This window comes from Serratia sp. UGAL515B_01 (assembly GCF_033095805.1).
GTDB lineage: Bacteria > Pseudomonadota > Gammaproteobacteria > Enterobacterales > Enterobacteriaceae > Chania.
Genome location: NZ_CP109901.1, coordinates 2929867 through 2950607, shown reverse-complemented (window position 1 = coordinate 2950607; position 20741 = coordinate 2929867). Strand labels below are relative to the sequence as shown.

At 46.5% G+C, this 20741-nt stretch carries 18 protein-coding genes; 10 read left to right on the top strand and 8 right to left on the bottom strand.

The window, feature by feature from the left end; genetic code table 11:
- Nucleotides 1-8: 8 nt before the first annotated feature.
- The 6 genes from OK023_RS13260 to OK023_RS13235 all read right to left on the bottom strand — a co-directional run bounded on the left by OK023_RS13260 (nt 9) and on the right by OK023_RS13235 (nt 6531).
- Complete coding sequence (locus OK023_RS13260; protein WP_317693184.1) at nt 9-347, bottom strand: cytochrome o ubiquinol oxidase subunit IV; 339 nt, start codon at nt 345-347, stop codon at nt 9-11.
- Nucleotides 347-961, bottom strand: coding sequence for a cytochrome o ubiquinol oxidase subunit III (locus OK023_RS13255; RefSeq protein ID WP_317693183.1), 615 nt, complete (start codon nt 959-961; stop codon nt 347-349). The genes OK023_RS13260 and OK023_RS13255 overlap by 1 nt, the downstream gene beginning before the upstream one ends.
- Nucleotides 951-2942, bottom strand: a complete 1992-nt coding sequence (cyoB, locus tag OK023_RS13250) for a cytochrome o ubiquinol oxidase subunit I (protein WP_317693182.1) — start codon at nt 2940-2942, stop codon at nt 951-953. The genes OK023_RS13255 and cyoB overlap by 11 nt, the downstream gene beginning before the upstream one ends.
- Before the next feature lie 4 nt (nt 2943-2946).
- Nucleotides 2947-3882, bottom strand: coding sequence for a cytochrome o ubiquinol oxidase subunit II (gene cyoA, locus OK023_RS13245; RefSeq protein WP_317693181.1), 936 nt, complete (start codon nt 3880-3882; stop codon nt 2947-2949).
- Between the two features lie 433 nt (nt 3883-4315).
- Entirely contained in the window at nt 4316-5794 is a 1479-nt protein-coding gene (gene ampG, locus OK023_RS13240) for a muropeptide MFS transporter AmpG (protein ID WP_317693180.1), read from the bottom strand.
- Nucleotides 5795-5952: 158 nt separating this feature from the next.
- Nucleotides 5953-6531, bottom strand: a complete 579-nt coding sequence (locus OK023_RS13235) for a lipoprotein (protein ID WP_317693179.1) — start codon at nt 6529-6531, stop codon at nt 5953-5955.
- Between the two features lie 382 nt (nt 6532-6913).
- On the opposite strand from OK023_RS13235, the gene bolA reads away from it, so the two are divergent.
- The 9 genes from bolA (at nt 6914) to OK023_RS13190 (ending at nt 17698) form a co-directional block, all read left to right on the top strand.
- The gene (bolA, locus tag OK023_RS13230) at nt 6914-7228 is read left to right on the top strand and encodes a transcriptional regulator BolA (protein ID WP_317693178.1); all 315 of its coding nucleotides are present in this window, start codon (nt 6914-6916) and stop codon (nt 7226-7228) included.
- Nucleotides 7229-7593: 365 nt separating this feature from the next.
- Nucleotides 7594-8898, top strand: a complete 1305-nt coding sequence (gene tig, locus OK023_RS13225; RefSeq protein ID WP_317693177.1) for a trigger factor — start codon at nt 7594-7596, stop codon at nt 8896-8898.
- Between the two features lie 431 nt (nt 8899-9329).
- Nucleotides 9330-9953 (top strand): ATP-dependent Clp endopeptidase proteolytic subunit ClpP, encoded by a 624-nt coding sequence (gene clpP, locus OK023_RS13220; protein ID WP_317693176.1) that lies wholly within the window; start codon nt 9330-9332, stop codon nt 9951-9953.
- 147 nt (nt 9954-10100) lie between these two features.
- Entirely contained in the window at nt 10101-11372 is a 1272-nt protein-coding gene (gene clpX / locus OK023_RS13215; RefSeq protein WP_317693175.1) for an ATP-dependent protease ATP-binding subunit ClpX, read from the top strand.
- Between the two features lie 196 nt (nt 11373-11568).
- Complete coding sequence (lon, locus tag OK023_RS13210; protein ID WP_317693174.1) at nt 11569-13923, top strand: endopeptidase La; 2355 nt, start codon at nt 11569-11571, stop codon at nt 13921-13923.
- Nucleotides 13924-14139: 216 nt separating this feature from the next.
- On the top strand, nt 14140-14412 hold the full coding sequence (gene hupB, locus OK023_RS13205; protein ID WP_024913884.1) for a nucleoid-associated protein HU-beta: 273 nt from the start codon (nt 14140-14142) through the stop codon (nt 14410-14412).
- A gap of 249 nt (nt 14413-14661) precedes the next feature.
- Nucleotides 14662-16545, top strand: coding sequence for a peptidylprolyl isomerase (gene ppiD, locus OK023_RS13200; protein ID WP_317693173.1), 1884 nt, complete (start codon nt 14662-14664; stop codon nt 16543-16545).
- Between the two features lie 138 nt (nt 16546-16683).
- Nucleotides 16684-17076: a ComEA family DNA-binding protein gene (locus tag OK023_RS13195; RefSeq protein ID WP_317693172.1), complete on the top strand. Its 393-nt coding sequence runs from the start codon at nt 16684-16686 to the stop codon at nt 17074-17076.
- Nucleotides 17077-17284: 208 nt separating this feature from the next.
- Nucleotides 17285-17698, top strand: a complete 414-nt coding sequence (locus OK023_RS13190; RefSeq protein ID WP_317693171.1) for a YbgC/FadM family acyl-CoA thioesterase — start codon at nt 17285-17287, stop codon at nt 17696-17698.
- A gap of 265 nt (nt 17699-17963) precedes the next feature.
- Here OK023_RS13190 and queC read toward each other — a convergent pair whose 3' ends face one another.
- Nucleotides 17964-18662 (bottom strand): 7-cyano-7-deazaguanine synthase QueC, encoded by a 699-nt coding sequence (gene queC / locus OK023_RS13185; RefSeq protein ID WP_317693170.1) that lies wholly within the window; start codon nt 18660-18662, stop codon nt 17964-17966.
- Between the two features lie 370 nt (nt 18663-19032).
- Nucleotides 19033-19959, bottom strand: a complete 927-nt coding sequence (locus OK023_RS13180) for a DMT family transporter (RefSeq protein WP_317697702.1) — start codon at nt 19957-19959, stop codon at nt 19033-19035.
- Nucleotides 19960-20243: 284 nt separating this feature from the next.
- On the opposite strand from OK023_RS13180, the gene OK023_RS13175 reads away from it, so the two are divergent.
- Nucleotides 20244-20705, top strand: a complete 462-nt coding sequence (locus tag OK023_RS13175; RefSeq protein ID WP_317693169.1) for an Lrp/AsnC family transcriptional regulator — start codon at nt 20244-20246, stop codon at nt 20703-20705.
- Nucleotides 20706-20741: the final 36 nt, after the last annotated feature.

Below are 20741 nucleotides of genomic sequence, written 5' to 3'. Positions count from 1 at the left end.
CTCGGCTCTTAATCAACCATCATATTGATGTTGAGGTTGTACATAATCCACAATGAACCCACAACAACGATACCGATGATCAAAGCAGTGAACAGTAATGCCACCAGGTTCCAGCGTTCCGCCGATGAAGTGTTCATGTGTAGGAAGTAAACCAGATGAACGATCACCTGGATCACCGCCATACCGACCACTACCGCCAGGATAGTAGAGTGAGAGGCTGAACCGCTCATCACCATCGCAAATGGAATTACCGTCAGAATTATCGACAGGATAAAGCCGATAAAGTATGACTTCACGCTGCCATGGCTTGCGCCGCCATGAGAGGTTTCATGGGATGAATGGCTCATTACATAACTCCCAGCAGGTAGACAACGGTAAACACGCAGATCCAAATCACATCCAAGAAGTGCCAGAACAGACTCAGACACATCAGTCGGGTTTTATTGGTTGAATTCAGGCCACGTTTGCTCACCTGAACCATCAATACGACCAGCCAGATCAACCCAGCACTCACGTGTATGCCGTGGGTACCAACCAGCGCAAAATAGCTGGAGAGAAACGCGCTGCGGTCAGGACCAAAACCTTGAGCGATCAGATGATGGAATTCATAAATTTCAATTGCCACGAAAGCTAGGCCGAAGATGAAAGTCAACATCAGCCAATTGTTGACGCTGCTGGCCTTGCCTTTACTCATCCCGATCATCGCCATCCCATAAGTGATGGAACTGAACAGAAGTAGGAAGGTTTCAACCAGCACCAACTTCAGATCGAAGATGTCTTTACCAGTGGGACCGCCAGCGGTCCCATTGACTAGAACCGCATAAGTTGCGAACAAGCTCGCAAACAAAATACAGTCGCTCATCAGGTAGATCCAGAATCCAAAGACTTTGGTCTCTCCTGCATCGTGGTGCCCATGCTCTGCATGGGCTGTATTATGCTTAGTCAGGATATCAGTTGACATGTTTCACGCCTGCTTTGCTGATTTGTTCATAGTGTTGGTTTTCAATGCGCTCGATTTCATCGATTTGCACGTAATAGTCAACATCTTCATCGAAGCTCTTGATAATCCAGACAACGATCATGCCAACGAATCCGACAATCGCCATCCACCAGATTTCCCAGATCATCGCGAAACCAAATACCAAGCTGAAACCTGAGATAATCACACCGGCTCCAGTATTCTTCGGCATATGGATAGGCTCGTATTTTGCCGGTTTCTTGTATGCTTCGCCTTTTTCTTTCATGTCCCAGAATGCATCACGATCGTGAATTTCTGGCACTACGGCAAAGTTATAGAAAGGCGGTGGAGATGATGTTGACCACTCCAGCGTACGTCCACCCCATGGATCGCCGGTCAGATCACGGTTCTGTTCACGATCACGAACACTGACGATGATCTGGACTACCTGGCACAGAACACCACAGGCAATAAGAGCTGCCCCACCGGCTGCGACTAACAACAGAGTATGGAACTCAGGGTTGATATTCTGGCTTAAACGGCGTGTCATACCCATAAAGCCCAGTATATACAGTGGCATGAATGCAATGAAGAAGCCGATGATCCAGAACCAGAATGCCCTGATGCCCCAGGTTTCATTCAGGCGGAAACCGAATGCTTTAGGGAACCAGTAAGTCAGGCCAGCAAAACAACCGAAGACTACGCCACCGATAATGACGTTATGGAAGTGTGCAATGAGGAACAGGCTGTTATGCAGTACAAAGTTTGCACCTGGAACTGCCAGTAACACACCTGTCATCCCACCAATAGAGAAGGTGATGATGAAACCGACAGTCCACAGCATTGCAGAGTTGAACTGAATACGCCCTTGGTACATCGTGAACAGCCAGTTGAAGATTTTCACCCCAGTCGGGATGGAAATAATCATCGTAGCGATACCAAAGAAGGCGTTAACGTTAGCGCCGCTACCCATGGTGAAGAAATGGTGTAGCCAAACGATGAACGACAGCAGGGTGATAGCGATGGTTGCCCACACCAGTGACGTATAGCCGAACAGACGTTTCCGTGAGAAGGTTGCCGTCACTTCAGAAAACACACCAAACACTGGCAGAACCAGGATATACACCTCTGGGTGACCCCAGGCCCAAATCAGGTTGATGTACATCATCATGTTGCCGCCCATATCGTTGGTAAAGAAATGGGTGCCCAGATAGCGATCTAGAGTTAGCAACGCAATGGTGACGGTCAGAATAGGGAAAGAAACGATGATCAGTACGTTGGTACACAATGCGGCCCAAGTGAACACGGGCATTTTCATCATTGGCATACCAGGAGCGCGCATCTTCATAATGGTAGCGAAGAAGTTCACGCCAGTCAGTAGTGTGCCCAGACCTGAAATCTGTAGGCTCCAGATCCAGTAATCGACCCCAACCCCAGGACTGTATTCCTTACCAGAAAGCGGTGGATATGCCAGCCAGCCGGTCTGTGCAAATTCACCGACAGCCAGCGAAAGGTTGATCAGCACGACACCTACCACGAAGAACCAGAAACTCAGTGAGTTCAAAAACGGGAAGGCAACGTCACGAGCACCGATTTGCAGCGGAACGACCAGGTTCATCAGGCCTACCACCAGAGGCATTGCCATGAAGAAGATCATGATAACGCCGTGAGCGGTAAATATTTGGTCATAGTGGTGTGGCGGAAGGAATCCGGCTTCACCGGCTGATGCCAATGCCTGCTGACCACGCATCATGATGGCGTCGGCAAAACCACGTATCAACATCACCATAGCGACAATGATGTACATGATACCAATTTTCTTATGGTCGACAGACGTCAGCCATTCGCTCCATAGCCACTTCCACTTGCCGAAATAAGTAATTAGCGCCAGCAGCGCTAAGCCGATAACGGCAATTACAGCAAGAGTGACCATGACGATCGGTTCATGAAACGGAACCGCATCAAGTGTTAATTTTCCGAACATCAGATTATTCCTCGGCTCCGGTGTTAGCATGTTCATTCATGTCCATGCCTTCATGCGCTGAAGACTCTGCGCCTTTGTGCATGTGCATGCCGCCCATGAATTTGGCGATGGTCTCTTTGAACAAATTCGGTTTGACACTGGAGAAGTACTCAACCGGGTTATTTTCACTCGGTTTGGCCAGTTCGTTAAAATCGTTAATCGTGTTGAGGGTATTCTGCGACTCTTTCACTTTAGCAACCCACTGTTCGAAGTCGCCTTCGCTCGGGGTGACAATGGCAGTGAATTTCATGCCAGAGAAGCCATGCCCACTATAACTACTCGAAATGCCATCATATTTACCGGCTTCATTACCGATTAGATGCAGTTTAGTTTGCATCCCGGCCATTGCATAAATCTGCCCACCTAACTGAGGAATAAAGAAAGAGTTCATTACCGAGTTAGAGGTGATTTTGAATTCAATAGGGACATCTTTCGGGAATGCCAGCTCATTTACCGTTGCAATACCTTGCTCTGGATAAATGAACAACCATTTCCAGTCCAATGACATCACTTCGATGGTCATTGGCTTTTTGTCGGTAACAATTGGCTTGAATGGGTCCAGGTCGTGGGTCGTTTTCCAAGTTATGGTACCCAGTATTACGATGATTATGATCGGAATGGTCCAGACAACCGCTTCGATCTTATTGGAGTGTGACCAGTTTGGTGTGTACTTGGCTTCTTTGTTAGAAGCTCGGTACTTCCAGGCAAAGGCGAACGCCATAACGATAACTGGGATCACTACGATCAACATTAAGCCGATTGCGGTGAGAATCAGTGTTCGTTGTTCGACACCTATTGCGCCTTTGGGATTCATCAAAACCATATTACAGCCGCTAAGCATTACAGTTGCTGTAATTAGAGATAGCATCCCAAAAATTTTATTGTATTTCTTAAGTCTCATCTAACGACCTCAATTACAAAGGCACTATTGTCGTTTCATGTGTGCGTGCATTTTACGGGAAGGTTGCAGCACTGTAAACATACTTAAGGGACTGTAAGCACCTTGTAGACTCTTTCTGTTAAGGGAGTCACATATGTTACGCGACATGATAATTTATTAATAGCAACAATGTGTTGGCGAGCTGAATCGTGCAGTGTCTGGCTTTCGCAAGGAAAACCAACGCTATGTGGGATAATGTTGGAAGAAGTTACTATTATAAGCGCAAAAGAAACGTTTAATTAATGTAAAATATTTGTTTAATAAAGGTGAATTTAATTTTATTTCTGAGTATAACGCTCAAGTAAAAATAAATTTTTCCATTTTATTATTTTTTAGGAAATTAATTCGGTTCTTGATTTTTTCATCGACCAACATAAATTGTTGGTCGATGAAATCAGACAACCTGTATGCGGCGAAGTGCTAGGTAGTCCAGCAGGCTACCCATAATAATACCTACAACGCTCAAGATGGCGCCTGTTTGAAGTAGCTTAATGGCAAAGTTTGGCCACTCGGTCCAACCCAGTGCGTTGGTTATCAATAACAATAACCATAGCGTGAGGAGCGCACAACCTAAGGTCAGCAGACGCAGCGCCCACCGGTAAGCATGGCTGAATTCAGTACGTTGCATAAAGTTATCAGTCTGTTGCGTATATTCCAGCGTTTGACGGCAAATGGCTAACAACAGCAAACCCGGCAGAGCTGCAATAATAGAAAACAGATAAAATAACTGCCAACCATGAGCTTCGACAAACCAACCTGCAATCGGGCCTACGTAAACACGTCCAACAGCGGAGAGTGCAGAAAGTAATGCAAATTGGGTAGCAGAAAAAGACTTGTTGCACAAAGTCATCAGTAGGGCAACAAACGCTGCTGTACCCATCCCTCCACATAGGTTTTCTAGAAAGATAGCGCTGCCCATGGTGATAATATTTTTATCAGTAACGGCTAATAGCCAGTAACCAATGTTTGAAACGGCCTGGAGAATACCGAATAACATTAATGCTCGGAATAGGCTCAAACGCTGCATCAGTAGACCTCCAAACAAGGCACCGATGATCGTGGCAAACAGGCCGAGCGTTTTATTGACTAGGCCGACTTCTCCAGCATCGAACCCTACGCCACGGATCAGAAAGGTTGTGCTCAGGCTACCGGCAAAAGCATCGCCCAGCTTATACATCACGATCAATAACAAGAGCAGCCAAGCATTATTGCGTGCGAAAAAATCACGCAATGGGGCAACTACCGCCTGCTCCATAGTTCGTGGTGCTGGAATATTGTCGTCTGGCTCTGGCGCCATTAATGTTGCAGCTACGCCAATTAACATTAACCCCGCCATCAACCAGTAAGTAGCCTGCCAACCTAAATAGCGGTCTGCCAGCCACAGAGCCAAGCCGCCAGAAACCAGCATCGCCAGCCGGTAACCCAGTACCGAAACCGCTGCACCTGCGCCACGTTCCTCTGCCGCCAGTAGATCGGTTTTATAGGCGTCAAAAACAATATCCTGCGAGGCAGAACAGAATGCGACTAACACAGCCAGTACAGCGAGCCACCACAAATGTTGGCTTGGATTGACAAATCCCATGGCGACTATGGCAAATACCAACAATAGTTGGCTAATTAACAACCAGCCGCGCCGCCGCCCGAGAAAGGAAGGTGTGTAGCGGTCCATAAATGGTGACCATAGAAATTTGAATACATAGGCCTGACCAACTAGTGAGAAAAAACCAATAGTTTTCAGATCGATGTTTTCGACAGTCATCCAGGCTTGCAGTGTGCCGGAGGTCAGCGCTAAAGGTAGTCCTGACGCAAAGCCCAGAACCAAAAGGATGACTGAATTACGTTGGGTAAAAATATTCAGATACTGTTTTGGCATGAGATCCTTGTTTTGTACTGCCCGTTGCCGAACAGCACAAAGTCTTTGACACGTAATATTTAAAGTTGCAGTTATGATGGAATTATTTATCTTTTAATCAGTGTATTAGTCATGTTTTCCACCTAACTTCAACTCGCGATATTTAGGGTAATGGCTGATTAACGCGCGTTTTGTTTGATGAACTGACTGACGCTGGTATCTTGTGCCATGTCTGCGATCACGTCGCCAAGTACCGTATTGACCGCATTAGCAATTTTGTCGTTAGTTGCAGCAAAAGCACCTTGAACGTTGTAAGTAGAACGATAGGTTTTCACCTGCTTATTACCGTTTTTCGCTTGAGCGATAATTGAAATATCCGCTTTAGTTGTAATGTTATAACGTAAGTTACCTTCGGATACATCGGCAAATAACCCGTTCACTACGATTTGCAAATCAACCGCACCAGCAGGCCCAATCATGTAGCCACGCGCCCCCATTTGTTTCTCTAGTACTTCCTGAAGCAGGAAACGTAGGTCTCGTGAGGGAGTCAGAGTAATCAAGTGACCATCACGGTTCACTTTCGCGAGTGCCTGGTCTGGACGCTGGTCAGCACCATTAATGCTAATGGTGATCCCTTGCAAAGTAGGATCCTGCTGTGGCAATACGATTTTCGGGGTAACGTTCAGCGTATTGGTGCTGGTAACACAGCCAGCAAGCATTAATGCAGCTAACAGTGGGAAAAAAAGTTTTTTAAACATATAACTGTCTCATCAATCGTGGTTTTATACCCTTTATCTTTCGAGTCACTTAACACTGACAGTGGAGCGAAATTTATCAGGTACAACGTATGGGGACTTGGTAAACAAAGCGATCAATCCAACAACACATTGTCGACATCATAGCATCGCAAGCAACGGGAGGAAGCGCCGAACGTTGCCAAAGCGTAAATTTTTACTCAGCAAGAATAAAAAAACCATTTCACGCCTCTGACATGGATAAAACTCATTAACTGCAAATGTTGGCTGTTTTATCCACTATCAGTGGTTGTGGCTGTGATAGTGATGTTCTCGCACGTATAAAACCGGACTAATATTGAGCAAGATGGCATAGTAATTCGCTGGTGCTGTTTAAGGAGGTCCCATGGTTCGTGAACAAATAGAAACAAAATTGAGGGCTGCTTTTGAGCCCGTATTCATGGAAGTCGTCGATGAAAGCTATCGTCATAATGTCCCCAAAGGTTCAGAAAGCCATTTTAAAGTCGTTTTGGTCAGCGATCGCTTTGTTGGTGAGCGGTCTTTGGCTCGTCATCGCTCAATTTATGCCACGTTAGCGCAAGAGTTAGCAGACGGCGTACACGCACTGGCGTTGCATACCTACACAACCAAGGAGTGGGAAGGTTTGCACAACACTGCGCCTGTTTCGCCGCCTTGTCGTGGTGCTGGAACTCAGGCTTGAAATCTAAAATTTACGGTATCAGTGGAACTTTAACCGTAAATTAAGGTATTACTACTGACGAATTTTGCGACGGCCTGCGGGCCGTTGCTGTTTTTGATGACGACAAAGCCGATATTCCATGCGGTGCTGATTACCTTGTAACAACAAAGGTATCGGGAGAGTAAACCGGCAAAGGATGAATTTTAACGCGCCAGCAACGTCTTGCCATCCTCGACTAGCTCTGTTTGCACCGCTATAATGTCGCGTCTTATTTTTCCAGAATGGTTTCGGGACGCTCTCGACATCAGGGAACTCGGTTTTAATTTAGCCGTCCTGGTTCTTGGAACGGAGTTTACCGAGCACTGTGATTTTTTTGAGGTAACAAGATGCAAGTTTCAGTAGAAACCACTCAAGGCCTTGGGCGCCGTATCTCTATTACTGTACCCGCTGATGTTATCACTCAGGCGGTAAAGAAAGAGCTGAACAACGCAGCTAAAAACGTACGTATCGACGGTTTCCGTAAAGGTAAAGTGCCGTTGAACATCGTTGAACAGCGTTATGGCGCTTCTGTTCGTCAGGATGTGTTGCGTGAACTGATGCAGCGCAACTTCGTTGATGCGATCATCAAAGAAAAAATTAACCCTGCTGGAGCACCGAACTACGTACCTGGCGACTATACAGAGGGCGCAGATTTCGAATTCTTCGTCGAGTTTGAAGTTTATCCGGAAGTTGAGCTGAAAGGTCTGGAAAGCATTGAGGTCGAAAAACCCGTTGTTGACGTCAAGGACGCTGATGTTGATACCATGCTGGAAACCCTGCGCAAGCAACAGGCAACCTGGAAAGCAATTGACGGTGCAGTCACTGCGGAAGATCGCGTGACTATCGACTTTAGTGGCTCTATTGATGGTGAAGAGTTCGAAGGTGGCAAAGCCACAGATTTCGTTTTGGCTATGGGCCAAGGCCGTATGATCCCTGGTTTTGAAGATGGGCTGGTCGGTCATAAGGCGGGTGAAGAGTTCACGATTGATGTTAACTTCCCTGAGGATTACCACGCAGAAAATCTGAAAGGAAAAGCGGCTAAATTCGCTATCATTCTGAAGAAAGTTGAGCAGCGTGAATTGCCAGAACTGACGGCAGAGTTCATTAAGCGTTTCGGTGTTGCTGATGGTTCTGTCGAAGGATTGCGTGCTGAAGTGCGTAAAAACATGGAACGCGAACTGAAAGGTGCGGTGCGTAACCGTATCAAGTCTCAGGTAATCGATGGGTTGGTGAGTTCAAACGAAATCGAGGTGCCTGCTGCTTTGATTGACAGCGAAATCGGCGTGTTACGTCGTCAGGCTGCTCAGCGTTTTGGTGGCAATGAGAAACAAGCGATGGAACTGCCCCGCGAACTGTTCGAAGAGCAAGCCAAACGTCGCGTCGTTGTTGGCCTGTTGTTGGGCGAAGTGATAAGCCAGAACGAACTGGAAGCTGATGAAAACCGCGTAAAAGCGCTGATCGAAGAAATGGCTTCCGCTTATGAAGAACCGAGCGAAGTTATTGAGTTCTACAGCAAAAACAAAGAGCTGATGAACAACATGCGCAATGTTGCTTTGGAAGAGCAAGCGGTTGAAGCTCTGCTGGCTAAAGCGAAAGTGACAGATAAAGTGACAACGTTCAGTGAGCTTATGAACCGCACTCAACCTGCGTAATAGCGGGTAAGTCATGAGGAGCACAGCCTGTTATTAAACGCGATACAAAGTGTAAAGCAGCACAGGTAGTTCCTTAAAAAGCCCGTAGCTCCGGTTACGGGCTTTTCTTTTGCCACGTGACTGATTAATAAAAGGTTAACTGTGGCAACATGCACTATATTTATTTTGTCACGGGTAAAACGATGGTGGAGCAATGCAGGCTATCCATCGCTTTACCAAATAAAGAAGCTGGCTTAAATTGTTGCAGGACTTGAAATTCAGTCCATTGTCCACCATTTCTTCAACAGCCATGGCTTTACCCGGAAATCGGGATGATAACGCCGTCAAATCAGTGTGGGAGCCTGTCGGTAGCTTGAACGTAGTCATGATGACCGTTCTCAAGTAGAATCGACAGACAATAGCGCCAAGGCAATTTCTATTAGGAGACGGTTATGTCATACAGTGGCGAAAGAGATCAATTTTCACCTAACATGGCACTGGTGCCAATGGTGGTAGAGCAGACTTCGCGTGGGGAACGCTCTTACGATATTTATTCCCGCCTGCTGAAAGAGCGGATTATCTTCCTGACCGGTCAGGTTGAAGACCATATGGCGAACCTGATTGTGGCGCAGATGTTGTTCCTGGAAGCAGAAAGCCCAGAAAAAGACATTTTCCTTTATATCAACTCTCCAGGTGGAGTAATCACTGCAGGTATGTCCATTTATGACACCATGCAGTTTATTAAACCCGATGTCAGCACCATATGTATGGGCCAGGCATGTTCAATGGGGGCGTTCCTCCTGACTGCTGGCACTAAAGGTAAACGTTTCTGTCTGCCTAACTCACGAGTGATGATTCACCAACCGTTGGGTGGCTATCAGGGACAGGCGACGGATATTGAAATCCACGCACGCGAAATCCTGAAAGTAAAAGCACGTATGAATGAATTGATGGCACAGCATACTGGTCAATCGTTGGAACAGATTGAGCGGGATACTGAGCGCGATCGCTTTATGACCGCAGAAGAATCGGTAGAATACGGTTTGGTGGACAGCATTCTGACACACCGCAGCTAGAAATACGCGGCATGCGAGCCGATAGGCTATAGTATTCAGAGCATGTGTTGCGTGCTTTGGACTGCATTATCGACGTTCCCAGTAAAACATTGGGCGCACTGCCGCCGTGATAATCTGCGGGACAAAGACAAAAGAAGAGGTTTACTGATGACAGATAAGCGCAAAGACGGTTCAGGAAAGCTGCTGTACTGCTCTTTCTGCGGCAAAAGCCAGCATGAAGTGCGTAAGCTGATTGCCGGTCCGTCAGTGTATATCTGCGATGAATGTGTTGACCTATGTAACGACATTATTCGCGAAGAGATCAAAGAAGTTGCGCCGCATCGCGAGCGCAGCTCATTGCCGACACCGCACGAAATCCGCCATCATCTCGATGACTATGTTATAGGTCAGGAGCAGGCGAAAAAAGTATTGGCTGTAGCGGTCTATAACCACTATAAACGTTTGCGCAACGGCGATACCAGTAATGGCATAGAGTTGGGCAAAAGCAATATTCTGCTGATCGGTCCGACCGGTAGTGGGAAAACGTTATTGGCTGAAACTTTGGCGCGTTTTCTGGATGTGCCCTTTACCATGGCCGATGCTACCACGTTAACTGAAGCGGGTTACGTTGGTGAGGATGTGGAGAATATCATCCAGAAACTCTTGCAGAAATGTGATTACGACGTGCAAAAGGCTCAGCGCGGTATCGTTTATATCGATGAGATTGACAAAATTTCACGTAAGTCTGACAACCCGTCTATTACCCGAGACGTATCTGGTGAAGGCGTACAGCAGGCGTTGCTGAAGCTGATTGAAGGCACCATAGCGGCGGTCCCACCTCAGGGGGGGCGTAAGCATCCTCAGCAGGAGTTTTTACAGGTAGATACTTCTAAGATTCTGTTCATCTGTGGTGGGGCGTTTGCAGGCCTGGATAAAGTGATTGGTCAGCGGGTAAATACCGGTTCTGGTATTGGCTTCGGTGCTACGGTGAAAGGTGAGTCTGAAAAAGCAACCGAGGGTGAGCTGCTGCTGCAGGCAGAACCGGAGGATTTGATCAAATTCGGTTTGATCCCTGAATTCATTGGTCGTTTGCCAGTGGTAGCCACCCTCAGCGAACTGAGCGAAGAGGCTCTGATTCAGATCCTTAAAGAACCGAAGAATGCCCTAACCAAGCAGTATCAGGCCTTGTTCAATTTGGAAGGCGTGGAATTAGAGTTTCGTGAGGAAGCGTTGACGGCGATTGCCAAGAAAGCTATGACGCGTAAAACCGGTGCTCGTGGTCTGCGTTCTATTGTCGAAGGCGCACTGTTGGATACGATGTACGATCTGCCGTCGCTGGAGAGCGTTGATAAAGTGGTGATTGATGAGTCTGTTATTGCTGGGCAATCCAAACCGTTGCTGATTTATGGAAAACCAGAAGCTCACGCTTCTGGCGAATAATTAGCCACTAAAACCAGCGTATTAGTCGCAAAATGGGGGATTTTATCCCCCATTTCTTTTTCTGTGCATTCTTGCCGTTGAATGTAAGAGAATCATCCCCATATACTCGTAATCAAGATTTTGTGAAACGTTTGATGCTTGCGTCTCATGAGATTCCCCCTAAAACTTGGCGGAAATTAAACTAAGAGAGAGCTCTATGAACCCTGAGCGTTCCGAACGCATTGAAATCCCCGTTCTGCCATTGCGCGATGTGGTGGTTTATCCGCATATGGTGATCCCGTTGTTTGTTGGTCGGGAAAAATCGATTCGGTGCCTCGAAGCCGCAATGGATCACGATAAAAAGATCATGCTGGTGGCACAAAAAGATGCCTCGACGGATGAGCCTGGCATTAACGATTTATTCTCTGTTGGTACCGTTGCATCTATTTTGCAGATGCTGAAACTGCCTGATGGTACTGTCAAAGTACTGGTCGAAGGCATGCAGCGTGCGCGTATTACCACGCTTTCCGACAGCGGTGAACACTTTGCGGCACAGGCTGAATATCTTGAGTCACCTGCTATTAACGAACGTGAGCAGGAAGTTTTGGTGCGCACGGCCATCAACCAGTTTGAAGGTTACATCAAACTGAACAAAAAGATCCCACCGGAGGTGCTGACGTCTTTGAACAGCATCGACGATGCTGCGCGCTTGGCAGATACGATAGCTGCACACATGCCGCTGAAACTCAGCGACAAACAGTCTGTGCTGGAGATGTTCGATATTACTGAGCGTCTAGAGTACCTGATGGCGATGATGGAGTCGGAAATCGACCTGCTGCAGGTTGAAAAACGTATCCGTAACCGCGTCAAGAAGCAGATGGAAAAGAGCCAGCGCGAGTATTACCTGAATGAGCAGATGAAGGCCATCCAGAAAGAATTGGGTGAGATGGATGATACACCAGATGAACACGAGGCTCTAAAACGCAAGATTGAAGCGGCGAAAATGCCGACGGAAGCTCGTGAGAAAGCTGAAGCAGAATTGCAAAAGTTGAAAATGATGTCCCCGATGTCTGCGGAAGCAACCGTAGTACGTGGTTACATCGACTGGATGCTACAGGTGCCGTGGAATGCGCGTAGTAAGGTGAAGAAAGACCTGCGCAAAGCTCAGGAGGTACTCGATACCGATCACTATGGTTTAGAGCGTGTTAAAGATCGTATCCTTGAGTACCTTGCCGTGCAGAGTCGTGTCAGCAAAATCAAAGGGCCTATTCTGTGTTTGGTAGGTCCTCCAGGTGTAGGTAAAACCTCATTGGGGCAATCCATCGCTCGTGCAACGGGTCGCCAGTACGTGCGTATGGCACTGGGTGGCGTGCGTGATGAAGCGGAGATCCGCGGTCACCGCAGAACCTATATCGGTTCTATGCCGGGTAAGCTTATCCAGAAAATGGCCAAGGTCGGTGTCAAAAATCCACTGTTCTTGCTTGATGAAATTGACAAAATGTCATCCGATATGCGTGGTGATCCGGCATCTGCCCTGCTAGAGGTACTGGATCCAGAGCAAAACGTGGCGTTCAACGATCATTATCTGGAAGTGGATTATGATCTGTCTGACGTGATGTTTGTCGCAACCTCTAACTCAATGAATATTCCTGCACCATTGCTTGACCGTATGGAAGTTATTCGTCTTTCCGGTTATACCGAAGATGAGAAACTTAATATAGCCAAGCAGCATCTTTTACCAAAGCAGCTTGAGCGCAATGCGTTGAAGAAAGGTGAGTTGTCAGTCGATGATAGCGCTATTATTGGCATAATCCGTTATTACACTCGCGAAGCAGGGGTACGTAGCCTAGAGCGTGAAATATCTAAATTGTGTCGTAAAGCAGTGAAATCACTGTTGATGGATAAAAAACTCAAGCATATTGAGATCAATGGTGAAAACCTGAAGGATTATCTGGGTGTTCAGCGCGTTGATTACGGCCGTGCGGATACCGAAAACCGAGTAGGGCAAGTCACTGGTCTGGCCTGGACAGAAGTAGGGGGCGATCTTCTAACGATTGAAACCGCCTGTGTTCCGGGAAAAGGCAAACTAACTTATACCGGCTCTTTGGGTGAAGTCATGCAGGAATCCATTCAGGCTGCACTGACAGTTGTACGTGCACGTGCGGAGAAATTGGGTATCAATGCCGACTTCTATGAAAAACGTGATATTCACGTTCATGTGCCAGAAGGTGCAACACCGAAAGATGGTCCGAGTGCGGGTATTGCCATGTGTACAGCACTGGTTTCCTGCCTGACAGGTAACCCGGTTCGCGCTGATGTTGCTATGACCGGTGAAATCACACTGCGTGGTCAGGTATTGCCGATCGGTGGTTTAAAAGAGAAGCTCTTGGCTGCGCATCGTGGAGGGATTAAAACCGTGCTTATCCCTTACGAGAACAAGCGTGACTTAGAGGAGATCCCGGATAACGTGATTGCCGATCTTGAGATCCATCCGGTACAGAAAATAGATGAAGTTTTGAACATTGCGTTGCAAAACCCAGCTTTCGGAGCGCAGCCTGTCGCGACGAAATAGTGACAGTTAGCATAAACCATCGATAAAACTTACGCTGGCAAGGCATTTCGGACTTGCCAGCGTTTTTTTGTGCCGTTAAGTTAGTAACCTGTCGGGCCACATTTTGCCTCTGTTTGGTAGCTTGCCAAGGCGCGATGGGATTGATATAACAGCTGCGCTGTCGCAACCGTCGAGGTTTTTTCGGTGCGACGTTTGAATTCTAGAGGGGATGATAGAGTGAATAAGTCACAACTGATCGACAAAATTGCCGCAGGTGCTGATATTTCCAAAGCGGCGGCAGGGCGTGCTTTAGATGCAATCATTGCATCCGTTACCGAGTCCTTGAAAGAAGGTGATGATGTAGCTTTGGTTGGTTTTGGTTCTTTCACCGTACGTGAGCGCTCAGCTCGTACTGGTCGCAACCCGCAAACGGGTAAAGAGATCAAAATCGCAGCAGCCAAAGTACCCGCATTTCGTGCAGGTAAAGCGCTGAAAGACGCAGTAAACTGATTCCCGCATTGATGCCCTGATTTTTTCTTCAAGTTGCACAACTGAACGTAGTCAATACCACGGCAACTCGAAGGGAAGGGTATAATGAGTTAGCGCTAAAGGTTTTGGTGTAAACAATCACCTGACTCAGCGGTATTGGTAAGGTAATATATAAGGCGCATCGTATTGATGCGCTTTTTTATTTTTGTAGCAGGGAACGCGCCTGCACAAGGGTTTTTAATCCATATCACAGCGGAGTGTTGTCACACTATGATGGACAATTTACGCGCGGCTGCTAACCACGTCGTGCTAAAAATCATCCTGGCCCTGATTATCTTGTCATTTGTTTTGACTGGGGTGGGTAACTACCTAATCGGTGGTTCCGGCGGTTATGCAGCGAAAGTAAATGGCCAGGTGATTGAACGCGCCCAACTGGAACAGGCTTTTCAGAGCGAACGCAGTCGTATGCAGCAACAGTTGGGAGACCAGTTTTCGGTGTTGGCTGGCAACGAAGGCTACATGCAGCAACTACGCCATCAAGTATTGTCTCAGATGATCGACAAGATACTGCTTGATCAGTACGCTAAGAAATTGGGGTTGGCAGTCAGCGATGAGCAGGTGAAAGATGCCATTCGCAAGGAGCCTTACTTCCAGACCGACGGTCAATTCGATAATGCCAAGTATCTCGATCTTATTAACCGTTCGGGCTTTAGCGCTGAAGATTACGCACAGTCTATGCGTCAGCAGCTAATTAATCAGCAGGTGATCCAGGGGTTCGGCAGTTCTGACATTATCCCACCCAGTGAAACACAGGCGATGGTGGCACTGATGATGCAAGAACGAGATGTTCGACTGGCGACGATCGACATTAAAGCCCTGCAGGCAAAACAAACGGTCAGCGATGATGCGTTGAAGGCCTACTACGAGCAGAACAAAAATAGTTTCATCGAGCCAGAACGTGTAAAGGTGAGCTATATTCTGCTCGATGCAGCGGCACTGCAAGATAAAGAGACAGCCACTGAGGCAGATATCACCGCATATTATGAACAACACCAAAGCAGCTATGGCCAACCAGAGCGTAAAAAATACAGCATTATCCAGCTGAAAACTGAAGCAGAAGCTAAGGTCGTTCTAGAGCAATTGAAGAACGGGGCTGATTTTGCTGTGCTAGCAAAGGAAAAATCTACCGATATCATCTCTAGCCGTAACGGCGGTGCGATGGATTGGATGGAGCCGGATACCATGCCAGACGAAATAAAACAGGCTGCTCTGACAGAAAAAGGCCAGTTGTCTGGCGTGGTGAAATCTTCGGTTGGCTACCTTATCGTCCGTTTAGATGATATTAAGCCAGCTTTGGTGAAACCATTGAGCGAAGTGCATGATGCAATCGCCAAGCAGGTGAAGCGGGAAAAAGCCATTGATGCTTATTATGCGTTGCAGCAGAAAGTGAGTGAAGCAGCAACCAGCGACAACGAATCCCTTGTTTCAGCAGAAGAAGTTGTGGGTAGCAAAGCTGTACAAACCGACTGGTTCACTCGTGATAACGTTCCTGCAACGTTGAATTTCAAACCGGTTGTGCAATCTATCTTTGATGGTTCCCTGATTGGTGAGAACGGTGCGCCAGGCAGTAACTCTGATGTGATCACAGTAGACGGTGATCGTGCATTTGTTATTCGTGTGGTTGACCACCAACCAGAAGGTATTGAGTCTTTCGATAAGGTGAAAGAGCGCATTATCGATATGGTAAAACGTAATCAGGCAGTGCAAGAAGCAAAACTCCAAGGTGAAAAACTGCTGGCTGCGCTGAAGCAAGGTAAAGGCGATGAGGCGATGAAAGCCGCGGGTCTTAGCTTTGGCAGCATACAGAAAATGACACGTTCTGCTGAGGACACCCAACTGGTAGAAACCGTATTCTCGTTGCCACATCCGCAGGAGGGTAAAGCGGTTTACGGCATGTCGCAGGACCGTCATGATAACGTAGTTCTGGTCGCTCTAGATGCGGTAAGACCGGGTACACTGCCGGAAAGCGAAATGAAGGCTTTTGTTGGTCAAATGGAACAAAGTGCTGCTGGCGTTACTTTTGATGCCTTGTTGGCAACCTTACGTAAAGACGCTTCAATCAAAATGGGTGCTACAGAGCAACAACCTCAATAAGTACCGCATTTCTCTGCAACAAAATGTAATACACTAAGGCCGCTTTCGCGGCCTTTTCCATATTTTCTCTTTGTTAATTGCTGATTATCTGAGCTTGTTGCAAGGTAGTCTTGCTGATAAACACAAGGAGGATCCAGCATGCAATTAACTAAAAATAAAGCTATTAATCGTTTCTATCTTATAGTGAAACTGTTTCTAGTCGCAGCATTGTTTAGTCTATCTGGGAGCTCGGTTTTTGCTGCAGAGGCGCCCTCGCAAGTGCAGAAACAGATTCTTTCTGTATCGCCTAAAACAGAAGAAGTTACTACGAGTAACAAGCTGCAGACAAAAGATGAAGATAAAGTGAGCATAAATCAGGCAGATGCTGAAAAGCTTGCTAGCGTAATGAAAGGTGTTGGATTGAAAAAAGCGGAGGCGATCGTCCGCTATCGGGAACAAAACGGGCCATTTACCGAGATTGATCAACTGCAGGAGGTACCAGGGATTGGGCCATCGATAATGGAGAGGAACCGTGAGCGGCTAAAAATGTGATCTCACTCGCGGCTGCATGGCAAAGTGCCATTGCTGCCGCTTTCCTCTGCTACATTTCTCAGGTCATACCAGTTTTTCATCATAGAAACACTTTATCTTACTGGCATGTAACCATTGCAAGATATGCTCGCACAACAGAATAGTCATAAGGTTCAGAGGGAGCCAAGTTTAGCTCACTATTATTAGAGGCAGGAGTGGTTAGTTTATTATGCAGACTTATATTAAGGTTCGTGGTTATCATCTTGATGTTTATCAACATGTTAATAATGCGCGTTATTTAGAGTTCTTGGAAGAAGCTCGTTGGGAATGGCTAGAAAATCTGGAGGCGTTCCATTGGATGACGCAAAATAACATCGCCTTTATCGTAGTTAACATCAATATCAATTACCGTAAGCCAGCAGTGCTAGGCGACAAACTGTGTATTGATAGTAAACTGTTGCAGTTAAATGGCAAGAGTGCAGTTTTAAGTCAGAAACTGACGTTAGAACCTGAGGGTACGCTGGTAGCTGATGCAACACTGACTTTTGTCTGTATCGATCTGAAAACCAAGCGTGCATTACCCATTGAAGGAGCGTTGCGTGAACATCTGGTTGCGCTACAGCATAAGGATACACAGGCCTGACTCTTTGGCGTAGCGCTACTCGTCTACTCAGGTTGCATGTGCTTTGATGGCACTCCGTTATTCGGCCAAAAGTGGGACTCGCTCTTCCAGAGTGGCACTAGTGCTGCTCAAAAACGCGGTGCGTTTTTCTCACGCAACTCGAATAACTCGAATTTTTTGGAGTAATGTACCCAACCTTTTTTAAGCAAAACTCGCTGTTTGAATGATGTCGAGTGGAAGGCCATGTTTCAGCCATGAGTTACACGCAGCTTTCATTTTATCTGCCTTAAACCATCCCGACTTTCTGTTTCATACTAGCTATAACAACAGCTTTGTTATGTTGGTATTGATGTAGTCCTTTAGCACGCAAATGGCAGGCTGCACATTTACCACAACCGTCGCCTTGAATACCGTTGTAGCAGGTGAGCGTGTCGTGGCGAATGCATTCCATTTGTCGATAATAATCTGCCAGGGCCCAAGTTTCTGCCTTATTTAGCCACATCAGTGGAGTTTCAAAGCGGATATTTCGTCCAATACCTAATATCATCGCGTGATTAAGGGCCTTAACGAATTCGTCACGACAGTCTGGATAGCCAGAGAAGTCTGTTTCACAGACACCTGTTATCACAGCTTCCGCTTGCACCTGATAAGCGTAAATAGACGCTAGCGTTAGGAAAAGGATATTGCGGCCGGGTACAAAGGTGTTCGGCAAGGCTTCTTGCGATGAGCTTTCATGATCCGGAATGGGTATGTTGCTACGGGTCAGGCTGCTGATTGCTAACTCATTAAGTAAACCAACATCTAAAATCTTGTGTGCTTTGGCACCTAGGGTTTGAGATAGCACTTTTGCAATCTCAATTTCAGCACGATGACGCTGACCATAATCAAACGTGATGCAGTGAACTTCATCATACTGTTGCAATGCCTGAATTAAGCATGTCGTTGAGTCTTGCCCACCGCTAAAAACGACGACCGCGCGTTTCATAGAATCTACCTTCTGTGTTGAAGCCATTCCCGATGTACATTCGAGCGGCTGTTCTATGTTTCTGAACCAGTGTCCAGCCCAAATAGTTGTTTTGAGAGCCATACGCATCATGCGTAAAACGGTTTTATAGGTATCATGTTGATTAAATTTAATAATCTTTTGATTCGTAAAAACATGATAAGGGAAGCGAACCACTTATATAAGTGGAAATATGATTCGTAAGTAAATAATGTGGCCACAAAGTTACAAATCAGCCAGCAATCGATATGAATGCTGCTGGTGGCTATGAAGGGGCAATTCTACAGTCAACTCCTTGTATTTTAGAAAGTATTGAGATAGCCGAGAATTATCACTCGGCTTTTTTAAATTTCTAGGTGCGAACAGGTTCTAATCTAAGCACTGTTCTAATCGTACTGATGGGCGTCAAAGTCAGTAATATACCGAGCAATAACGGCAGTATAAGCCATAACGAGGCTTGGCTGATTGTTGTACCGCTTACCATTCGCTCAACGCCTAAGGCAATGATGGGAAATACTAGGAAAACCAGGGAAGCTTGAAAAGCACTAGCACGCTGTTGTAAAGCAAAGTAGCATAAAATTCCAAAAACACCCGCTACAATGCCAAGATACCCTACAGATATCAATGATGATGTTGAGAACATTGCACTGTCAATTTTTTCCACCCAGGAGCCCAGTAGTAACAATAAGAAACCAGCACCGAGGCAAGGAAGTGTATTGAAGGTGAGTACTGAAATTTTTTGGCTGCGTTTCTTGCATTGTACATACATGATGGCATGAATAATTACAGCTGCCAGTAAAGCCGCAATGCCTTGCCAGCTTGTGCCGCTAGTTTGACTGGACTCTAAATATAAAATGGTAGACAAACTGACCACACCTAAAACTAACCCTAGCAACTGGGTCGGGCTGATGCGTTCTTTTAGCAAAAGTATAGACACGATTAATACGGCAACAGGCATGTTGGCAAAGATAATGGAGGCTAAGCCTGAACTGACGTAACTCTCGCCATAGATCATCAATGTGAACGGCCCGGCGAAATAAGCTAGGCAAATGAGCAATTGAAAAAGCCGGCTTCCTTTAGGAAAGAGTAGCGGGGTTTTGGTTAACCAGCTAAATAGCAGTAGCAGAGGTGAGGCTGCTAAAAAGCGCAAACCAGTGGCAAAAATAGGGGGGATTGTGGCGACGGCAATTTTCATCGCCATCCAAGTTGTTCCCCAAGTTAACGTGACCAGTATGAAGAGAAGTATCACAATACCGATTCTTTTAGCATTTTCTGTCATCATTGGCTCTTCTTTGTCCTAAATAGGTTCTTAATACCGCTACACATCACGCTTCTGTTGGGTAAGAGTGATCATGCGTGTCGGCACGCAAAGTCCCCCTCCTTAGGGACTTGCGTTGCGTATCCCTGAGCTCAACGGCTCCCCCCACCTGTAAGCACGATTACGTTCAGCTATTTAGAGATGGATTAAACAACAGTAAGACTACTGAATTTTTAGGGAAAAAAGATTGCTATTTTCACTGTTTAATTGCTTAAATAGAGAAAATTTTTCCAAAAAATGACGATATGTTGGATAAAATAGACCGAAAATTGTTACGCATGTTGCAGCAGGACTGCACTCAATCACTTCAGGTACTGGCCGAGTCGGTGAACCTGACTTCTACGCCGTGCTGGAAACGGCTTAAAAGGCTGGAAGATGAAGGCTACATTCGCGGGCGGGTCGCATTGCTGGATAATGAAAAACTCGGTCTTGGGCTAACGGCTTTTGTTTTGATAAAAACCCAGCAACACAGCAGTGAGTGGTATCATACGTTTGTCGAACTTACTGCACAGATGCCGGAAGTTCTTGCATTCTATCGTATGGCGGGAGAATACGATTACCTGATGCAGGTGGTAGTGGCAGATATGAAAAGCTATGACAACTTCTATAAACGCTTGGTGAATGGTGTGCCTGGTTTGATTGATGTCACCTCCAGCTTTGCAATGGAGATCATCAAAAATACGACGGTTTTGCCTGTTCCTGAGTGAACGGTTCTTACTACCTTTATCTTGAGTAAGCTGGAC

Excerpts from the sequence above, each read along its gene's own strand:
- ppiD (WP_317693173.1), top strand. The coding sequence starts at position 14,662 with ATGATGGACAATTTACGCGCGGCTGCTAACCACGTCGTGCTAAAAATC.
- OK023_RS13235 (WP_317693179.1), bottom strand. The coding sequence starts at position 6,531 with ATGTTTAAAAAACTTTTTTTCCCACTGTTAGCTGCATTAATGCTTGCT.
- OK023_RS13195 (WP_317693172.1), top strand. The coding sequence starts at position 16,684 with ATGCAATTAACTAAAAATAAAGCTATTAATCGTTTCTATCTTATAGTG.
- clpX (WP_317693175.1), top strand. The coding sequence starts at position 10,101 with ATGACAGATAAGCGCAAAGACGGTTCAGGAAAGCTGCTGTACTGCTCT.
- ampG (WP_317693180.1), bottom strand. The coding sequence starts at position 5,794 with ATGCCAAAACAGTATCTGAATATTTTTACCCAACGTAATTCAGTCATC.
- tig (WP_317693177.1), top strand. The coding sequence starts at position 7,594 with ATGCAAGTTTCAGTAGAAACCACTCAAGGCCTTGGGCGCCGTATCTCT.
- bolA (WP_317693178.1), top strand. The coding sequence starts at position 6,914 with ATGGTTCGTGAACAAATAGAAACAAAATTGAGGGCTGCTTTTGAGCCC.
- queC (WP_317693170.1), bottom strand. The coding sequence starts at position 18,662 with ATGAAACGCGCGGTCGTCGTTTTTAGCGGTGGGCAAGACTCAACGACA.
- cyoB (WP_317693182.1), bottom strand. The coding sequence starts at position 2,942 with ATGTTCGGAAAATTAACACTTGATGCGGTTCCGTTTCATGAACCGATC.
- OK023_RS13190 (WP_317693171.1), top strand. The coding sequence starts at position 17,285 with ATGCAGACTTATATTAAGGTTCGTGGTTATCATCTTGATGTTTATCAA.
- OK023_RS13260 (WP_317693184.1), bottom strand. The coding sequence starts at position 347 with ATGAGCCATTCATCCCATGAAACCTCTCATGGCGGCGCAAGCCATGGC.
- lon (WP_317693174.1), top strand. The coding sequence starts at position 11,569 with ATGAACCCTGAGCGTTCCGAACGCATTGAAATCCCCGTTCTGCCATTG.
- OK023_RS13180 (WP_317697702.1), bottom strand. The coding sequence starts at position 19,959 with ATGACAGAAAATGCTAAAAGAATCGGTATTGTGATACTTCTCTTCATA.
- cyoA (WP_317693181.1), bottom strand. The coding sequence starts at position 3,882 with ATGAGACTTAAGAAATACAATAAAATTTTTGGGATGCTATCTCTAATT.
- OK023_RS13255 (WP_317693183.1), bottom strand. The coding sequence starts at position 961 with ATGTCAACTGATATCCTGACTAAGCATAATACAGCCCATGCAGAGCAT.
- OK023_RS13175 (WP_317693169.1), top strand. The coding sequence starts at position 20,244 with ATGTTGGATAAAATAGACCGAAAATTGTTACGCATGTTGCAGCAGGAC.
- clpP (WP_317693176.1), top strand. The coding sequence starts at position 9,330 with ATGTCATACAGTGGCGAAAGAGATCAATTTTCACCTAACATGGCACTG.